This window comes from Hyalangium versicolor (assembly GCF_020103695.1).
In the GTDB taxonomy this organism is placed as follows: domain Bacteria; phylum Myxococcota; class Myxococcia; order Myxococcales; family Myxococcaceae; genus Hyalangium; species Hyalangium versicolor.
The window spans coordinates 410,508-426,942 of record NZ_JAHXBF010000005.1 but is presented as its reverse complement, the minus strand read 5'-3'; the positions used below and the strand labels follow the sequence as shown (position 1 = coordinate 426,942).

12 protein-coding genes are annotated in these 16,435 nt (G+C 65.5%); 8 read left to right on the top strand and 4 right to left on the bottom strand.

Going from position 1 to position 16,435, the window contains the following annotated elements; all coding sequences use genetic code 11:
- The first annotated feature begins 50 nt into the window (after positions 1–50).
- Positions 51–941 carry a hypothetical protein gene (locus KY501_RS13340; RefSeq protein ID WP_224363289.1) on the top strand — a complete coding sequence of 297 codons (891 nt, stop codon included), beginning with the start codon at positions 51–53 and terminating at the stop codon, positions 939–941.
- Positions 942–947: 6 nt separating this feature from the next.
- On the opposite strand, the gene KY501_RS13335 is transcribed toward KY501_RS13340, so the two are convergent.
- On the bottom strand, positions 948–2,498 hold the full coding sequence (locus KY501_RS13335) for an ATP-binding protein (RefSeq protein WP_224363288.1): 1,551 nt from the start codon (positions 2,496–2,498) through the stop codon (positions 948–950).
- A 186-nt stretch (positions 2,499–2,684) separates the two neighbouring features.
- Between KY501_RS13335 and KY501_RS13330 the strand changes: the two genes are divergently transcribed.
- Together KY501_RS13330 and KY501_RS13325 are read left to right on the top strand one after the other, a co-directional pair.
- A complete protein-coding gene (locus KY501_RS13330) occupies positions 2,685–4,913 on the top strand; it encodes a UTP--glucose-1-phosphate uridylyltransferase (RefSeq protein ID WP_224363287.1) in 2,229 nt (742 codons plus the stop codon).
- Between the two features lie 31 nt (positions 4,914–4,944).
- On the top strand, positions 4,945–5,658 hold the full coding sequence (locus KY501_RS13325) for a hypothetical protein (protein ID WP_224363286.1): 714 nt from the start codon (positions 4,945–4,947) through the stop codon (positions 5,656–5,658).
- On the opposite strand, the gene galK is transcribed toward KY501_RS13325, so the two are convergent.
- Together galK and KY501_RS13315 are read right to left on the bottom strand one after the other, a co-directional pair.
- Positions 5,659–6,768 (bottom strand): galactokinase, encoded by a 1,110-nt coding sequence (gene galK / locus KY501_RS13320; RefSeq protein ID WP_224363285.1) that lies wholly within the window; start codon positions 6,766–6,768, stop codon positions 5,659–5,661. It lies immediately after the preceding gene.
- Between the two features lie 15 nt (positions 6,769–6,783).
- The gene (locus KY501_RS13315) at positions 6,784–8,403 is read right to left on the bottom strand and encodes a family 43 glycosylhydrolase (protein ID WP_224363284.1); all 1,620 of its coding nucleotides are present in this window, start codon (positions 8,401–8,403) and stop codon (positions 6,784–6,786) included.
- 366 nt (positions 8,404–8,769) lie between these two features.
- Between KY501_RS13315 and KY501_RS13310 the strand changes: the two genes are divergently transcribed.
- The 5 genes from KY501_RS13310 to KY501_RS13290 all read left to right on the top strand — a co-directional run bounded on the left by KY501_RS13310 (position 8,770) and on the right by KY501_RS13290 (position 15,151).
- The gene (locus KY501_RS13310) at positions 8,770–10,611 is read left to right on the top strand and encodes a family 43 glycosylhydrolase (RefSeq protein WP_224363283.1); all 1,842 of its coding nucleotides are present in this window, start codon (positions 8,770–8,772) and stop codon (positions 10,609–10,611) included.
- Between the two features lie 105 nt (positions 10,612–10,716).
- Positions 10,717–11,697 carry an ABC transporter substrate-binding protein gene (locus KY501_RS13305; protein WP_224363282.1) on the top strand — a complete coding sequence of 327 codons (981 nt, stop codon included), beginning with the start codon at positions 10,717–10,719 and terminating at the stop codon, positions 11,695–11,697.
- Positions 11,687–13,219: a sugar ABC transporter ATP-binding protein gene (locus tag KY501_RS53900; protein ID WP_224363281.1), complete on the top strand. Its 1,533-nt coding sequence runs from the start codon at positions 11,687–11,689 to the stop codon at positions 13,217–13,219. Before KY501_RS13305 ends, KY501_RS53900 begins: the two co-directional genes overlap by 11 nt.
- Complete coding sequence (locus KY501_RS13295) at positions 13,209–14,192, top strand: ABC transporter permease (protein ID WP_224363280.1); 984 nt, start codon at positions 13,209–13,211, stop codon at positions 14,190–14,192. Before KY501_RS53900 ends, KY501_RS13295 begins: the two co-directional genes overlap by 11 nt.
- On the top strand, positions 14,189–15,151 hold the full coding sequence (locus KY501_RS13290; RefSeq protein WP_224363279.1) for an ABC transporter permease subunit: 963 nt from the start codon (positions 14,189–14,191) through the stop codon (positions 15,149–15,151). Before KY501_RS13295 ends, KY501_RS13290 begins: the two co-directional genes overlap by 4 nt.
- Positions 15,152–15,382: 231 nt before the next feature.
- Here the strand turns inward: KY501_RS13290 and KY501_RS13285 are convergent, their stop codons facing one another.
- A complete protein-coding gene (locus tag KY501_RS13285; protein ID WP_224363278.1) occupies positions 15,383–16,297 on the bottom strand; it encodes a Kelch repeat-containing protein in 915 nt (304 codons plus the stop codon).
- Positions 16,298–16,435 lie beyond the last annotated feature (138 nt).

The window sequence follows — 16,435 nt, the reverse complement described above, 5'->3', positions numbered from 1 at the left end:
GTGGCTGAGGCCGCGCTCCATCAGCCGCGGGGGAAGGGATGGATGTCAGGATGATGCTGGCGCCGCTGTACGCGGCGGCTTTGAGCGGGCTGGTGATTGTGGCGTTTGCCTTCGGGCGCAAGGACGCGCGGGCATTCATGCCACGTTGGCCCTTGGCCTGGTTCGGGTTGTTGGCCGCTGTGTCCGTGGCGTTGGTGACGGATCACGTGCCCATGTCGCTACGGGTTTCTCTGGATGTCTTGGGCCGAGGCGCGGGGCTGGCGCTGCTGGGCTCGGCGGCGGGGCTGGCGCTGCTGGGCTCGCGGGCGCGGCTGCGCGCGGACGCGCTGAAGGGCTCGGCGCCTCGAAGCCTGGACGAAGCCGTGGCGGAGCTGCGAGCAGGCCGGGAGCCCGGTTGGGGGGTGTACCAGGGGCGGCTTGGGGCGAGTGAGCCGGTGACTTCTCCGGGAGGCGTGGTGTGCGCCTTCTATGACGCGGAGTTGCGCACCTCGGCTGCGCAGGGGAACAAGGGGTCGTTGTTGTCCCAGGATCGAGCGTACTCGCTGCTCATCACGCTGCGAGGTGAGAAGACGGAAGCGGCGGTGAGCTACTCGCCCTCCACGATGTTGGCGCCGGTGCGAGTCCTGCGGTGTCAGACGGATCCGCGGCTCGTGGAGCCGGAGGCTGGAGAGCTGGTCCAGGGCCGGCCGGTGGAAGAGGTGCTGTCCTACGAGCGGATCGGGAAGATTGGCGAGCCGTGCCTGGTCGTGGGCGAGTTGCAGCGCGGACCGGCGGCGGGCTCCTACGTGCTGCGAGGCAAGCAGGGCGGTCCGGCCATGCTGGTGCTTGGGAATGAAGGGACGGGGACGGGGCACGAGCTGGCACGCCGGGCCTGGGGTTTCTTCTCGGCGGCAGGAGCGCTCTCGGTGGCCGCGGCGTTCGTGCTCTCGCGGACTTTGTGAGGGGGCTCAGGCCCTCACGACCGTGACACTGCGGCCGGTGGGCGTCGTGGCGGACGTGGCGTGTGTCCGTTCGGAGATGGGAGGCTGGTTGCTTCTGCGGTCGAAGATGACGAGCCAGCCGCTGTCGAGGTCCAAGCCAGCAAGATAGGTGTCGACCTGAGACAGTCCTTCATGGAGAGGATCCTTCTCTCCGTCGCGCCAGACCTTGAGTTCCAGGGCCAGGATGTCCGGGCCGTGGCGCAAGCACAGATCCATGCGACCTGTGCCGATCGCGTACTCACGCTCGACGGTTCCTCCTCCATTGGCGACCCGATGCAGGAAGGCCATCAGCACCAGATGGGGTGCAATCTCGTGGTAGGGCGCGGTGCCAAGCAGCGGCTGGCCATGCTGGCGCCAGAAGGCGAGGAACGCCTCCATGAGACGATCCATGGCCAGGCGGCCATCGGCGCGTAGCCATGTGACATTTTGTGGAGGAAGTGAGGCAAACGCGGTGTTGGCCAGCACTCGAGGAATGATCTCGCGATAGAGCGGATTGGCGACCTCGAGGCCGCCCGTGGGCGCAAGACGGACCAGCCCCAGATCCTGCACGAAGCGCAGATCATCCGCGGGTACGTCGTCCAGAGCACGTCCCGCGAGCATGGGCTCAAGGATGTGCCGCACGCGAGGTTCCCGAAGGCGCTCGGCGAGGCTGTCCAGGTGGGTGTCCTGGCGGCGGAGAAGGATCTCCTTCGCGGCGTCCACGTGCTGCGAGGTGATGGGCTCGGTGCGATTCGGTACCAGGGTTTGCACCATCTGCCGGCCCAAGGCGTTGACCAGCCAGGGCTGGCCTTGCGTCCAATAGAAGGCCCTGTCGACAGCTTCGGGCAGGAAGCGCTGGCCTGTGTCGGCGGTGTGCTGCTGATAGAGCTCTGCCACTTCGTCACGGGTGAAGTTGCGCAGGGTGAGCGACTCGACCTTGATGTTGAAGGGGCTGGCGGTGCCCAGCGTGGAGCCTCCGCTCGAGGCCACCCTGTAGTCGCGGACGTCTCGCAGCCCGATGAGGGCCAGGGAGGAAGGAAAATGGCTGGGACGGTCCGGGTACCCCGCGCGGAGCTGGCGGAGCACGGAGATCAGCACCTCATCCTGGAGTGCATCCATCTCATCCAGGAAGACGACCAAGGGCTTCGATGAGGCTCTGGCCCAGGCCGTGAGCGCGGCACCGATACGGCTGCCGGGAGCGGAATCTGGAAAGGGCGGGGGAGACAACCCAGGCGGCAGCTGTGCTTCGAGCGAGCCTCGCCACATGGCGAGAATCGCCGCTTCCGCCGCACCTACATCCTGTGTGAAGGCCGCGCCAACCTCCATGGAGACGAGGGCAGCGACAAATCGTCCTTCCCGGGTGAGTTCCTGAGCGAGTGTCCGCAGCGCGGTCGTCTTGCCCACCTGCCGGGGCGCATGAAGGACGAAATACCCCTTTTGATCGATGAGGGAGTGCACCTCGGGCAGGCGCCGCAGGGCCGGGATCATGTAGTGATCGGCCGGGTTGCAGGGGCCTGCGGTGTTGAACCAACGGGGCATGAGGGAAAGGTAACCCGGCTGGAGAGGCCCGCCTACTACGGGCATTGTGCCCCCGCCGTTCCTCCCGAGGGCGGCTCGCCAGGCCCGGATAACCGGCGCATAGCCAACACCCCCATGACTCTGGCGTAGGGGCTTGTTCCCGGAGATTGATGCGGTCACGGGTCGGGGCTAAGTAGGCGCGCGCTCATGACCGACATGCCCGAAGGAGTTGATGCGGCGCAGTTCCAGCAACTGGTGACCCGGCTTCAGCAGGAGAGCCAGCGCAAGGCTCCTGCCGCGGCGGCCCCGGAGCCTCAGCCTCTGGCTGCCTCCGATCTCCATCCCATGCCCCAGTCGGGGACACCGCTGCATCAAGAGTGTCTGCGACTGGGAGAGGAAGCCTTGCGGCGGGGAGAGGTGGCCGTCGCCATCGTGGTAGGAGGCGCGGCGACGCGCTTTGGCGGAGGCGTCAAGGCACTGGTTCCGCTGCTCGATGGACGTACCTTCCTGGACCTGCGCCTGGAGAACATCCGTCAGGTCGGGCAGCGCTATGGCGCCTCCGTGCCCGTGGCGCTGATGACGTCTCCCCTGACGCACGAGGGAATCGAGGCCTATGTCTCGCAGCGGGGGCTCGGCCGAGACATCCTCCTGTTCCGGCAGCGGATGCTGCCGCGGCTGACACCGAACTGGGAGTTGTTCCGGGGAGCCGATGGCAAACCTTCGCTCGCACCCTCGGGCCATGGAGACTTCTTCCGGGCGCTTCGTGAGAGCGGCACCGCAGCCGAGCTTCGTCAACGAGGTGTCCGCCAGGTGTTCTTCTCCAACGTGGACAACATGGGGGCCACGCTCGATCCGCTGATCGTCGGGCTCCACGTGAAGCTGGGGAAGGCGATGACGGTCGAGGTGACCTCTCGCACCAGCCCCACCGGGGCACTGGATACGGGAGCGGCGCCCGTCCGAATCGGAGAGCACTTCCAGCTCATCGAGCATGTCGACTCGACCAAGCACGCGCTCATCTCGACCAACGACATCACCTTTGATCTGGAGGCACTCCTGGAGAATGACATCCAGGTTCCCTATCGAGTGGCCCGCAAGAAGGTGGAGGGCCAGGAAGTCCTGCAGCTCGAGCAGGTGACGGGAGAGGCCAGCACGCTGGTGAAGGAGGATGGCCGTCCGCTGCTTCCCGTGGCCTTCATCGAGACCCCGAGGAAGGATCCGAAGACGTCGAGGTTCGAGCCCGTGAAGGCGCCTGAGGATATGGAGTTCGTGGTCTCCAGGCTGCGTGAGAGGCTTCGTGCACAAGGTGGGGGTGGAGGCTCTGGGGCGGGAGTTCCCCAGAAGCGACAGGAGGGAGCAGTGAAAGAGTTGGAATTGAAGCTGGCCCGCGTGAGGGCCATCTTGGAGAAGCACCAGTTGGGGGCGGTCCGCCTGCGAGGTGTGGATTGGTTCGCGTGGGCGACCTGCGGCGGTTCGAATGTGGTGCTGCTCACGACTGATGTTGGCGTGGCGGAGGTGCTCATCACCCGTGAGGGAGCCTGGGTGCTGACGGACGCCATCGAAGCGGCGCGACTGGAAGAGGAGGAAGTGCCGCGTGGCCTTCCGGTGTGGTCCAGTCCCTGGACCGCGCGCGACCAGCGCGAGAGCTTCATCGAGTCGAAGCGGGGAGGGAGGCCGGTGGCCTCAGATCGGCCGTCGGGCAAGGAGGTGCCGTTGCCCGCCGAGCTGGTGGACGCAAGACACGCGCTGCTTCCCGAGGAGTTGGAGCGGTACCGGGCGCTCGGGCGCGATGCGGCGGAGGCGATGACCGAGGTCCTGCTGGCGGCGAAGCCGGAGTGGACGGGCTGGCAGCTCGCGGGAGCAGGAGCCGAGGCGCTGTGGGCGCGAGGAATCCACCCCGCGCTGACATTGGTGGGAGAGGAGCGCCGGCTCCCCCTGCATCGGCATGCCACGGCGAGTGGGGAGCGGCTGGGAGCGCGGGCGATGCTGGTCTTCTGCGCGCGTCGGCATGGCCTTTTCGCCAACCTCACCCGGTTCGTGTACTTCCGCGAGCCCACGGCGGAGGAGCGCAAGTTCGTGACGGACGTGGCCCGGGTGGAAGCCGCGGCATTCCGGGCTTCGAGACCAGGGACGTCGCTCGGAGAGGTCTACGCCGCGATGGTCGAGGCGTACAAAGCGAGTGGCCATCCGGGGGCTGAAGCCTTCCACCATCAGGGAGGCTCCTGCGGCTACCTCTCGCGAGACGACGTAGCGGTGCCGGGCTCGCGAGTGATCATCCAGCCGAGCAATGCCATGGCCTGGAACCCGTCACTGCCGGGGGCGAAGATCGAGGACACGGTGGTGGTCAGCGACCAGGGGTATGAGATCCTGACAGTCGATCCACGGTGGCCGACCTTCTCTCTGGAAGGCCGTGCCAGACCGGATCTACTGGTCCGCTGAGAGGTTCTTGAGATTTTGGACAGAGGTCAAAGTGAAAAGAAGCAGCAAGGTCTCCAAGGAGGCCAAGGACGAAGAAGACAAGGATTCATGTGTCAATTTATCGCTCTACTTGGAGAACAGCGAAGCCGCGACATCTGATGAATTGCTGAGAGCGGTTGCACGGTCTTTGCTCAAGTTCAAGAAGAAGTCGTTTGAGCCATGCTTCAAAAAAGACAGTGACTTTGTCGAGGGCAGGGCGCCTGGATTCCGAGTGAGCTTCAAGCATCCAAGTGTCAAATACCCCTACGCGCTGACGATGAGCAGATCAGTCACGCCGAGGAAGGGACTGGACTTCTTGATGGTGCACATCTACTTCAATGGCATTGAAGATCAGTTGAGCAGTCAATGGCAATTTGGTCTGAAGCAGATGGAGCGTCTCATTGAAGAGCTCAACCCGAGCGTGGCCTTCATGAATAGCTCCTTGGCTGTGTCGGAAAATTCCTTTTCCATGCCTCGTTCTATTGATGTGAGCACCTCGAAGATGCCGTCCCATCTTCTGCCGCTCACTTATCTGGGCCCGAATCGCCTCACGGACGAGATTCGTAAAAAACTATCGAAGTTGCCGGCTGCTCAATCCATGGCGTTCAACTCAGGATGGATGATCGAGATCGTCGAGAGTCTCGAAGAGCGTCCTGCGAAGACGTTCGAGTCTGCTCTCAACAAGTCTTTCAAGGGTGATGTCGCGTACTATGGGCCTCAACACTGATTAGTGCTCGATTGACTGGGGAACCAGGATTGCCGGCTGTTGGCCCGAGCGCTCCGCGTAGCGCCTGGCGATCCGTGCAGCCACGGCGGCTCCGGTTCCAGCCCGTGCCATCATGACGACGGAACCCCCGAACCCACCGCCGGTCAGGCGCGCGCCATACACATCGGCATCTTCGCGCGCGAGCCCCACAAGCAGATCAATCTCGGGCACAGAGACTTCGTAGTCGAGGCGCTGGGAGTCATGCGAGGCGTAGAAGAGGGTGCCCAGCTTGGGCAGGTCCGCGCTTCGGAGCGCCTCGACCGTGGCGAGTACCCGGGCGTTCTCCGTCACAATGTGGCGCACGCGCCGGCCCAGAGGCTCGGGCAGCTTCTCGGCCCGAGGCAGGTCCGCCTCGGACAGGTCCCGGAGCTGTGGAACTCCCAAAAGTTCCGCGGCGCGCTCACACTCCGCGCGACGGACCCGGTAGTCACCCGCCGCATGGTTGTGGGCCACTCCCGAGTTGATGACGATCGGGTCCAGTCCCGCGGGCAGTGGCACCCGCTCGAAGCGCATCTCCCGGGTGTCCAGGAAGAGCGCCACCCCCTCGCTGGCGATGCTCGCGGCCATCGGATCCATCACTCCGACCGGAGCGCCAACGAAGTCGACTTCCACTTTCTGCCCCAGCAGCGCGAGCTGGACGTCATCCACCGGTAGCGAGAAGGCCTGCCGCAGCGCCCGCAGGATGGCCACATCCAGCGAGGCGCTCGACGACAGCCCGCTCCCGAGCGGAACCTCGGACTGAACGCGGAGCTCGAACCCCGACAGCGTGTGCCCCTGGCGCTGGAGCACCTGGGTGACTCCCTGCACGTAATCCAGCCAGCTCTTGCCCACGGACTCCTGGCCCAGCTCGAACTCGAGGATCTCGCCCGGCTGGCTCTTGTTGGCACTGAAGGCCCGGACTCGGCGATCCGTCCTCCGCCTCAGTTCGACATGTGTCTGCTGCGGAATCGCCATGGGCAGCACGAAGCCGCCGTTGTAGTCCGTGTGCTCGCCGATCAGGTTCACCCGCCCGGGGGCATGGGCAACAACCTCCGGCGGGTGCCCGAACAGCTCTTGAAAGGAAGAGGCCACGTCAGCTCTCGGTGATTACTGCGGGGTGATGCGCAGGGAGTCGAACTTCGCGGAGGCCCCCGTGGCGCCTCCCGCCGTCAGAGCCACCCGCACAGCGCGATCCCAGGGAGGCAGGTAGTCCCCATTCAGCTCGCCACCCACGCTCGTCCAGGTGGTGCCGTCCGTGCTCACCGCGAACCGGTACAGGTATCCTTGCCTCGCCGTCATGCGCAGGTACAGCTTACTGCCCGCAGGCGCCGGAGCGGTGAACGGAATGGTGGTGTTCGCTCCCTGCCTCCGCCACAGCTCCAACTGCCCCCCATTCAGGGCAATGCCCAGCGAGTTGTCGAGATCCCCATAGGCGGACAGCCCCGCCACCGTTCCATCGCTGAGCGCCCTCACGTCCAGCACGGCGTCGGCCGCGTAGTTCCCAGAAGGGGAGGAGCGGGCCAGCACGCCCCCCGCGCGATCCGCTGCCTGCGCGGCCGGAGGCGCCAGGGTCAGCTCGCCCTCGGAGATGCTCGTCACGGGCTTGCGTCCGTTCGGCCACTGCCAACCCAGAACGGGTGTCGCCGAGGTGAAGTCCTCGAAGAAGGGCGCGGGCTTCGCCAACACCTGTCCTCCCGGCCCCCTGCGCGCATTGATCGAGGGCCAGCCGTTGGCGTCCCACGTAATGGGATCGAGCATGCCCTGCCGGCCTGCGTACACGGAGTCCGTCGTGCGATACGCGTGATACAGGAAGTAGTCCCGGCCCAAGGCGTCCGTCACCACGCTGCCGTGCCCCGGGCACCGGAAGGCCTCATTGGTCTTCAGGATGGGATTGAGCGGGTTCTTCTCCCAGCCGGAGAGCAGGTTCTTCGAGCGGGCCACGCCCACCCCGTAGTTGCACGCCTTCCCGCAGCACCCGGAGCCTGCGTAGAACATGTAGAAGAAGCCGTTGCGCCGCACCAGGTGCGGAGCCTCGACGAGCTGCCCCTCCCATGGCACGTCATTGAGGATCAGCGCCGTCCGCTCACCCGTGAGCTGGAGCGTGTCCTCGGCCAGCGGTTGCGCCCAGATGGGGGTCGGCAGCCCCTGGCTGTTACCGTCCTCCTTCCAGACGAGGAAGAGCTTGTTGTTCTCGTCGCGGATCAGCGCGCCATCGATAGAGCCGAGATCCTGGCACACGAGTGCACCGTGATCGGTGTACGGACCCGAGACGCTCGAAGCCGTCGCCAGGCCCACGCACAGCGGGCCGCCCTTCTTTTTCGCCGTGTAGAGGACGAAGTACCGGCCCCCATCCACCACGAGCTCGGGCGCCCAGTAGTTCGCCTCGGACCACTCGGGTGGAGTCTGGAAGATGGTGCCCACCATCTCCCACTGGAGCAGGTCCTTCGACTTGAGCAGCGGAAACTGTGGCGCCCACTCCGACGACGTCGCCGTGGCCCAGTACTCCTCTCCCACGCGGACCACCGATGGATCTGCGTAGTCGCCCGGCAGGATCGGGTTCGTGATGGCGAGGGGAGGGGGTGCTGGGTTCGGAGGGAGCGAGGAGGGTGGCTCCTGGGGATTCTCAGGAGTGGGTTTCTCGTCCGAGGAACAGCTCGGAGCGGAGAGCGCCGCGAGCACGGTCAGTGAAAACAGGGCAGCAGAAACAAACACGCTGCGTGAGCGCATGAGGAGAGCACCTGGGTTGGGGGGCGGCAGACTACGGTGCCGCTCCTTCACGGGTCAATCAAAGCCAGCCACGGCAGCGCCCTCCCGAGTCGCGAGATGTATGACTTTTTGCGTCAATGTTCATGAATCAACACGGATCGTGACGAGCCGCATGGATATCGAACGTGTGTACAAGAGCCCGCCGAGATGTCCCGGAGGCGCGGTGTGTTGTTGGCCTTGACACACTCTGCCGCTCTGTATGAGATGCGCGGCCTTTTGCGTGATGCCTGAACCGGGGCATCCCTGAGTCGCGAACATTGTTACCCGGAAGGGGAAGTGGACATGCGGAGAGGGCCGTCCTCACCTCGAGGTGGGAGCCGCGGAGGCATGTGGTTCCCGGTGCTTGTTGTGTTGGCCGCCGTGGCCTGCTCGGAAGACGAAAAGCCGCCGCAGCCTCCTCCACCTGAGGAGTCCACCCTCGTCAACCGCTCCTTCACCAACCCCCTGAAGATCTCGATCCCTGCCACCGGTGGGCTCGTCGAGAACTGCCCGGATCCCACCGTCATTCGAGGACAGCAGGAAGGTGACACATCCTGGTATCTGTACTGCACCTCGGATCCCCTGAACGATCAGGACAAGGACTCGTCGGGCAATTACAAGCAACACTTCATCCCCACGTTCAAGTCCAGCGACATGGTGGAATGGACATACGTCGGCGATGCGCTTTCCGAGTTGCCTGTCTATGCGTTGCCTGACAGCGATATCTGGGCGCCCGAGGTTGTCTTCTTCAAGGGCAAATATTTTCTGTATTACACGGTGGTGAGAACCCTGGAGAGCACCCAGGACGACGACGTCGAAGCGATCGGCGTCGCCACCAGCAACAGCCCTGTCGGTCCCTGGACCCAGGAGCTGCGGCCCGCCGTGGAGCCCCACGAGGCGCCCTGCTGTGGCCTGTCCCGACGCAGCGTGATCGACCCCGAGGTCGTCATCACCGACAGCGGCGATCGATACATCTACTACGGCAGCTATTACGGAGGCGTCTCCGTGAGGGCGCTCTCGGCGAATGGCCTGATCTCCGATCCGTATTCCCAGGTGGAGGTGACCGTCGCCAACCGGTACGAGGCCCCCAACGTCATCAAGCACGGCGACTACTACTACCTGCTGGCATCCTCCGCGAACTGCTGCAACGGTCCGCTCACCGGCTACAGTGTCTTCGCGGGTCGTTCCCAGGTTCCATGGGGCCCCTTCCTGGATCGCGAGGGCGTGCCCCTCACCACGAACCGCGTGGGCGGCACTCCTGTCCTCGGCATGAATGGCAACCGTTGGGTGGGCACGGGCCACAACACCGTCGTGACGGACTCCGGTGGCCAGGATTGGATCATCTACCACGCTGTCGACAGGACAGACCCCTACCTCGCCCCCGATTCCCACGGAGGACTCCCCCTCAAGCGTCAGGCCCTGATGGATGCGCTGGACTGGGTGGAGGAGTGGCCCGTGGTTCGAGGAGGGCAGGGGCCTTCGGATTCCGAGCAACCCGCGCCCGCCGCCAGGGCTGGAACCCGGAGCCGCTACACCCCGGTCCTCGAGAAGCCGCACGAGCCGGGCAATCTCATTGCCTCCGCCTCGGATGAGTTCGATGGCTCCGCGCTGGGCTCGCCATGGACCTGGACGCGCCCGCCAGATCCGACCACCTATGGTGTGGAGAACGGCACCTTCCACTTCGACACCCAGGATGCGGACCTCTACCAGGACAACAACAGTGCCTCCGTCCTCTGGCGGCCGGCTCCTTCAGGGGACTACCTCGTGGAGACGAAGTTCTCACTGAACCTGCCGCCCACGAGCTGCTGCCACAACTACGTCCAGGCCGGTCTCATCATCCAGAGCGACGACAACCACTACGTCCGGCTGGTCCACTTCTCGAACTGGGAGACGCGGCAGGTCGCCTTCGCCAAGGAGGTGGGACCGGACGTTCCCCCAGGCTACCCGCGCTATGGCGAGACCCTTGGGGGACCCACGGCCGAGACGATGTGGCTGCGGATCGCCCGGACCCCCCAGGGAGAGGAAGAGCTGTACACGGCCTACTCCAGCCGGGATGGCGTCCTCTGGAGCCGCGCCGGGACGTGGACCCACCAGTTCGGCTCGGAGGCGAAGATCGGCCTGATCTCCCTGGGAGGCCGGGGTTTCACCGCCACGTTCGACTATTTCCATGTCTACGAATTGAAGAACTAGTCTGCGGTTCCGTGCTGGCCCGGCCGCGATTCATTGCGTATAGAGCCTCACAATTCACTGTTCCGGCGAGCTCCTCGGGGCCGCCGTTCGCGTGTGGAGACACCCATGAGATGGATGATCGCGGTTGCCCTGGTGGGGTTGGTGGCCTGTAGCAAGCAGTCCTCGGACAAGCCGCAAGAGCCCGCGGGCGAAGCGGCGGCTCCCGCGGCTGCCAAGAAGCTGGTCATCGGCTTCTCGCAAGTGGGCGCCGAGAGCGCCTGGCGCACGGCGGAGACCAAGTCCATCCGCGGCGAGGCCGAGAAGCGCGGCATCGACCTCAAGTTCGCTGACGCCCAGGGCAAGCAGGCCCAGCAGATCCAGGCGCTCACCTCGTTCATCGCGCAGAAGGTGGACGCCATCGTCCTGGCCCCTGTCGTCGAGACGGGTTGGGAGGCGGTCCTCCAGCAGGCCAAGGAGGCCAACATCCCGGTCATCCTCGTGGACCGAGGCATCAAGGTGAGCGACGACAGCCTCTACACCACGCTCATCGCCAGCGACTTCGTCGAGGAGGGGCGTATGGCGGGCGAGTGGCTCGCGAAGAAGGTGAACGGCAAGGCCAACATCTACGAGCTGCAGGGCACCACCGGCGCCGCGCCCGCCATCGATCGCAAGAAGGGCTTCGAGGAGATCCTCCAGAAGTACCCGGACATGAAGATCATCAAGAGCCAGAGCGCCGACTTCACCCGCGCCAAGGGCAAGGAGGTCATGGAGGCCTTCATCAAGTCGGACGGCAAGAACATCCAGGCCGTCTACGCCCACAATGACGACATGGCCCTGGGCGCCATCCAGGCCCTGGAAGAGGCCGGCATGAACCCGGGCAAGGACGTCACCCTCATCTCCGTGGACGGCGTGAAGGGCGCCTTCGAGGCCATGGTGGCCGGCAAGCTCAACGCCACCGTCGAGTGCAACCCGCTCATGGGGCCGCTCGTGTTCGACACGATCAACAAGGTCCGCGGGGGCGAGAAGGTCCCCAAGTTCATCCAGAACAAGGACCAGCTCTTCGAGCAGACGAACGCCGCGCAGGTCATCGGCACTCGTGAGTACTGAGCCGCTCCTCGTCGCTCGAGGCGTTCAGAAGCGCTTCCCCGGGGTCCACGCCCTTGCAGGCGTGGACCTCGATGTTCGTGCGGGGGAAGTGCACTCCCTGATGGGGCAGAACGGCGCCGGCAAGTCGACGCTGATCAAGATCCTGACAGGCGTCTATGCCCGCGACGGAGGGACGATCACCTTCGAGGGGCGCGACTTCCGTCCCACCTCTCCAGGGGACGCCCAGCGCCAGGGTATCAGCACCATCTACCAGGAGCTGAACCTCGTCCCCTCGCTCACCGTCGCGGAGAACCTGTTCCTCGGCCGGGCGCCGCGCCGTTGGTACGGCATCGACTGGCGGACCATGCGCAAGAAGGCGGAGGAGATCCTCGCCACCTTCGATCTGCGGGTGCCTGTCGATCAGCCGCTGGGGACGATGTCGGCCGCGGTCCAGCAACTCGTGGCGATTGCCCGCGCGGTGCAGACCGCGGCGCGCATCATCATCATGGATGAGCCCACCTCGAGTCTCGACAGCCACGAGACCGAGCTGCTGCTCGGAATCATCACGCGGCTGAAGGAGCGGGGGCTGGGCATCGTCTTCGTCACGCACTTCCTCGAGCAGGTCTACCGCGTCAGCGACCGCATCACCGTGCTGCGGAATGGCACGCTCGTTGGGACGTATGCGGCCTCGCAGCTGTCGAAGCTGGACCTGGTTTCGCACATGCTGGGCAAGGTCCCCGAGGAGGTGGAGCCCGCGCTGCAACCTCATGTGGAGAGCCAGGGTCCCGCGGTGGTGTCCGCCAAGGGGCTGGCTCGGCGCGGCGTGGAGCCCTTCGATCTCACCGTGCATGCGGGCGAGGTGGTGGGCTTTGCCGGACTGCTGGGCTCTGGGCGCACCGAGGCGGCTCGGCTGATCTTCGCCGCGGACCACGCGAAGGAGGGGACGGTCAACGGCAGCCAGCTCCGGAGTCCGCGCCAGGCCATCGATCAGGGGATGGCGTTCCTCCCCGAGGATCGGAAGGCCGACGGGATCATCCCCGAGCTGTCCGTGCGGGAGAACATCGCGCTGGTCGTCCAGCGCAAGCTGGGCTTCACCGTGTCTCGGGCGCAGCAGGAGAAGCTGGCTCAGGAGTTCGTGACGAAGCTGGGCATCAAGACGCCCTCGGTGGAGCAGCCGGTGCGGCTGCTCAGCGGCGGCAACCAGCAGAAGGTCATCCTGGCCCGGTGGCTCGCATACGAACCTCGGTTCTTGATTCTCGACGAGCCCACCCGTGGCATCGATGTCGGCGCCAAGGGCGAGATCGAGCGCCTCATCCACCAGCTCTCCCAGAAGGGCATGGCGGTGCTCTTCATCTCCGCCGCGCTCGAGGAGGTGCTCCGGATCTCGCACCGCATCGCCGTCTTCCGTGATCGGAAGAAGGTGGGGGAACTCTCCCGCACGACGCTGCCCGAGGTCATGAAGGTGATCGCGGGCGAGGAGAAGCCCGCTGAGGTATCCGGGGTCGCGAAGATGGCTGCGGGTGAGGACAAGCATGCGCTCTAGGAATTTCTGGCCGCTCGTGGCGCTGGCGGCACTGCTCATCTTCAACATGCTCTTCACCACGGGGTTCGCTCGGATCGAACTCCGGGATGGGCGGCTCTTTGGAACGCTGATCGACATCTTCCAGAACGGCGCCCCGGTCATGCTGCTGGCCGTTGGGATGACGCTGGTGATCGCGCTGGGTGGCATCGATCTGTCGGTGGGCTCGGTGATGGCGCTCGCGGGGGCTGTGGCGGCGCTGCTGATGACGGAGAATGGCGTCTCCGTTCCCCTGGGGATCGTGCTTGCGTTGGGGATGGCTCTGGCAGTGGGCGCCATGAACGGGGCGCTCGTCACCTACGCGGGCATCCAGCCCATCATCGTCACGCTGGTAACGCTGGTGATGGGGCGTGGCGTGGCGCAGACCTTCACGCATGACCAGAAGGTCCGTTTCGAGATCCCGGCGTTCGAGTTCATCGGCAACGGCACCGTGTTGGGCCTGCCGTTCCCGGCGCTCCTTGTAGCGGCGGTGGCCCTGGTTGTGGGGCTGCTACTGCGGAAGACCGCAACCGGGCTCTACATCGAGGCCATGGGTGGCAATCCGCAGGCGGCCCGGCTCTGTGGCCTGCGGGTCCATGTCATCCGGATGCTGGCATACATGGCGTGCTCGCTGTGCGCGGGGCTGGCCGGGCTCATCGCTGCTGCGGACATCAAGGAGGCCGATGTCGCCAACGCGGGGCTCTACCTGGAACTGGATGCCATCCTCGCGGTCGTTCTCGGAGGCACGAGCCTCACGGGGGGCCGGGCCAACCTGGTGGGCTCGCTCATCGGGGCCACCTTCATCCAGACGCTCACGATCATGCTGCAGATGCGCGGGGTCATCACCGAGCACACGCTCATCATCAAGGCGGTCGTGGCGCTCGGCGTCTGTTACATGCAGACACCTTCGTTCGAGCGGCTGATGCGGCGCCTGCGCCCGGTGGAGGGCAGCGCGTGAACTTCCTCCGCAAGCACGTCACGGTCATGGCCGGAGTCCTGGCCTATGTGCTCCTCTACGCCATCGCGGCGGTGAGGTACGACGGCTTCTTCTCGCTGCCAGTCTTCATCAACTTCCTGTCGAACAACGCGGTGCTCGGCATCGTCGCGGTGGGCATGACGTTCGTCATCCTCTCCGGCGGGATCGATCTGTCCGTTGGCGCCGTCATGTCCTTCTCCAGCGTGCTGATTGGCGTCCTCATCATGGACCACCATTGGCATGTGCTGGCGGCGATCGGAGCTTCCGTCCTGGCCGGGACAGTGCTCGGTGCGGTGATGGGGGCGGTGATCCACTCGACCAGCATCAAGCCGTTCATCGTCACGCTCGCGGGGATGTTCTTCGTGCGCGGACTGGCGTTCATCATCCACCTGGAGTCGATCGCCATCTCGGACCCGCGCCACACGGCCATCGCCATCACGCGCTTGGGGCCGCTGCCCATGACGGCGATCCTGCTCCTGCTGTTCGTCCTGGTCGGCTGGTACGTCGCGGTTTTCACGCCGTTCGGCCGGAACGTCTACGCGCTCGGAGGAGGGGAGGAGGCTTCGTTGCTGATGGGCCTGCCCGTGCGGCGCACGAAGATCGCTGTATACGCGCTGAGTGGCTTCTGCGCGTCGTTCGCTGGTGCGGCGCTGACCTTCTATCTCTCCAGCGGCAGCCATCTGGAGGGCGTTGGCATGGAACTCGATGCCATCGCCACGGTGGTGATCGGCGGGACGCTTCTGGCAGGCGGAGTCGGATCGGTGTTCGGCACGCTCGTGGGAGTGCTGATGCTGGGGCTCATCCTCACGTCGATCACGACCTACGAGGGCATGACGAGTTCTGGCATGACCCGGGTCGCCATCGGCGGGCTCCTGCTCATGTTCGTGCTGCTGCAGAAGTTGCTGATGCGGCGGGTCGTCGGAGTGGGACGGGCCACGTAGCGCGCGGCCCGTTCGTCAAGGGACGGGCCGCCACACTTCCCAGATCGTCTCCGAGGGACCTGCCGATGCGCGGTGCAAGTTACCCGCCACCAGGAACGTGCCACCGCCTGCGTCCTCCCATGATCAGCACGCGCCCGTCGGGTAGGGAGACAGCGGCATGTTCTGACGCCGCCTGGTCCTACCAGCACACCAGTGGGTCCAGAGTGCGCGGCGAGGGGCAGCTCGAACGCGTTACGGAGCGGGCCGCCACACCTCCCATGTCGTCTCCGGGGGAGCTTCTGGGGTGGGACGCGAGTTTCCCACCACCAGGAATGTTCCGGCGTCCACGGGAACGACCTTGTGGCCCGCGCGCCCCTGCGCAAGAGGCGTTCCTGGTGACCAGACGCGGCGCTGCGGATCCCAGAGCTCGACTGCCGTCACCTCTTCGAAGGGGCCTTGTCCCAGCCCGCCCGACACCGCCGCTCGTCCATCGGGCAGCGCGGTCAAGGTGAAGCTGGAGCGTGCAATCGACAGAGACCCTGCTGGGCTCCATCGCTCGGTGTTCGGGTCCCATTGTTCCGCACTGGTGAGGACCTGGCCTTCGTGCCACCCCCCCACGACGAGGATGCTCCCGTCCGAGAGCGTGACGCCCGCAGGATCATCTCGGGGCTCAAGCAATGGTCCGGTCGCGGCTCTCCAGGCACGGCCGCCGTGCTCCCAGATCTCGGTACTTTGAGCCAACGGCGGCGCGTAGTGCACTCCATCGATGATCGCGAACCCGAAGCCATTGTCCCGGCCTCCCGCGATCACCACGCGCTGGCCGCTCACGCACACGGGACCCACGTGGAAGATGTGGACCGTTTGCCCAGCAGGTTCCCACGCTCTGGCTCCCGGGCGGAGCAACTCCGCCCGCGTGCCACGCTGCATGTCGTCGTCGAACTCGGAGCCCAGCACCAGTACCGCTCCGTCCGGCAGCGTCACGGCGACAGGATGGGAACGTGCCTCACGGAGCGGAGGACCCTCACGGAAACTTCGGGTCTCAGGCTCCCAGATGAGCGTGCTGTTCAGCTCCGGGGCTTCGTTGGTGCGTCCTCCCACGAGCAGGACGCGCCCGTCGGGGAGGGGCACAGCCGCGTGGTCATATCGTGCGGAGGGAAGAGGCTGCACGGGCCGCCACTCCTCGGTCGAGGCATCCCAGAGCGCAGCCCCTTCGGATGCCCGTGGCTTGGAGCCGATTCCATCAGGTTGCCACTCCGTGCCTCCCGCCAGCAGCGCACCGCCTCTCACAGCCGTCAGGCTGAAGTT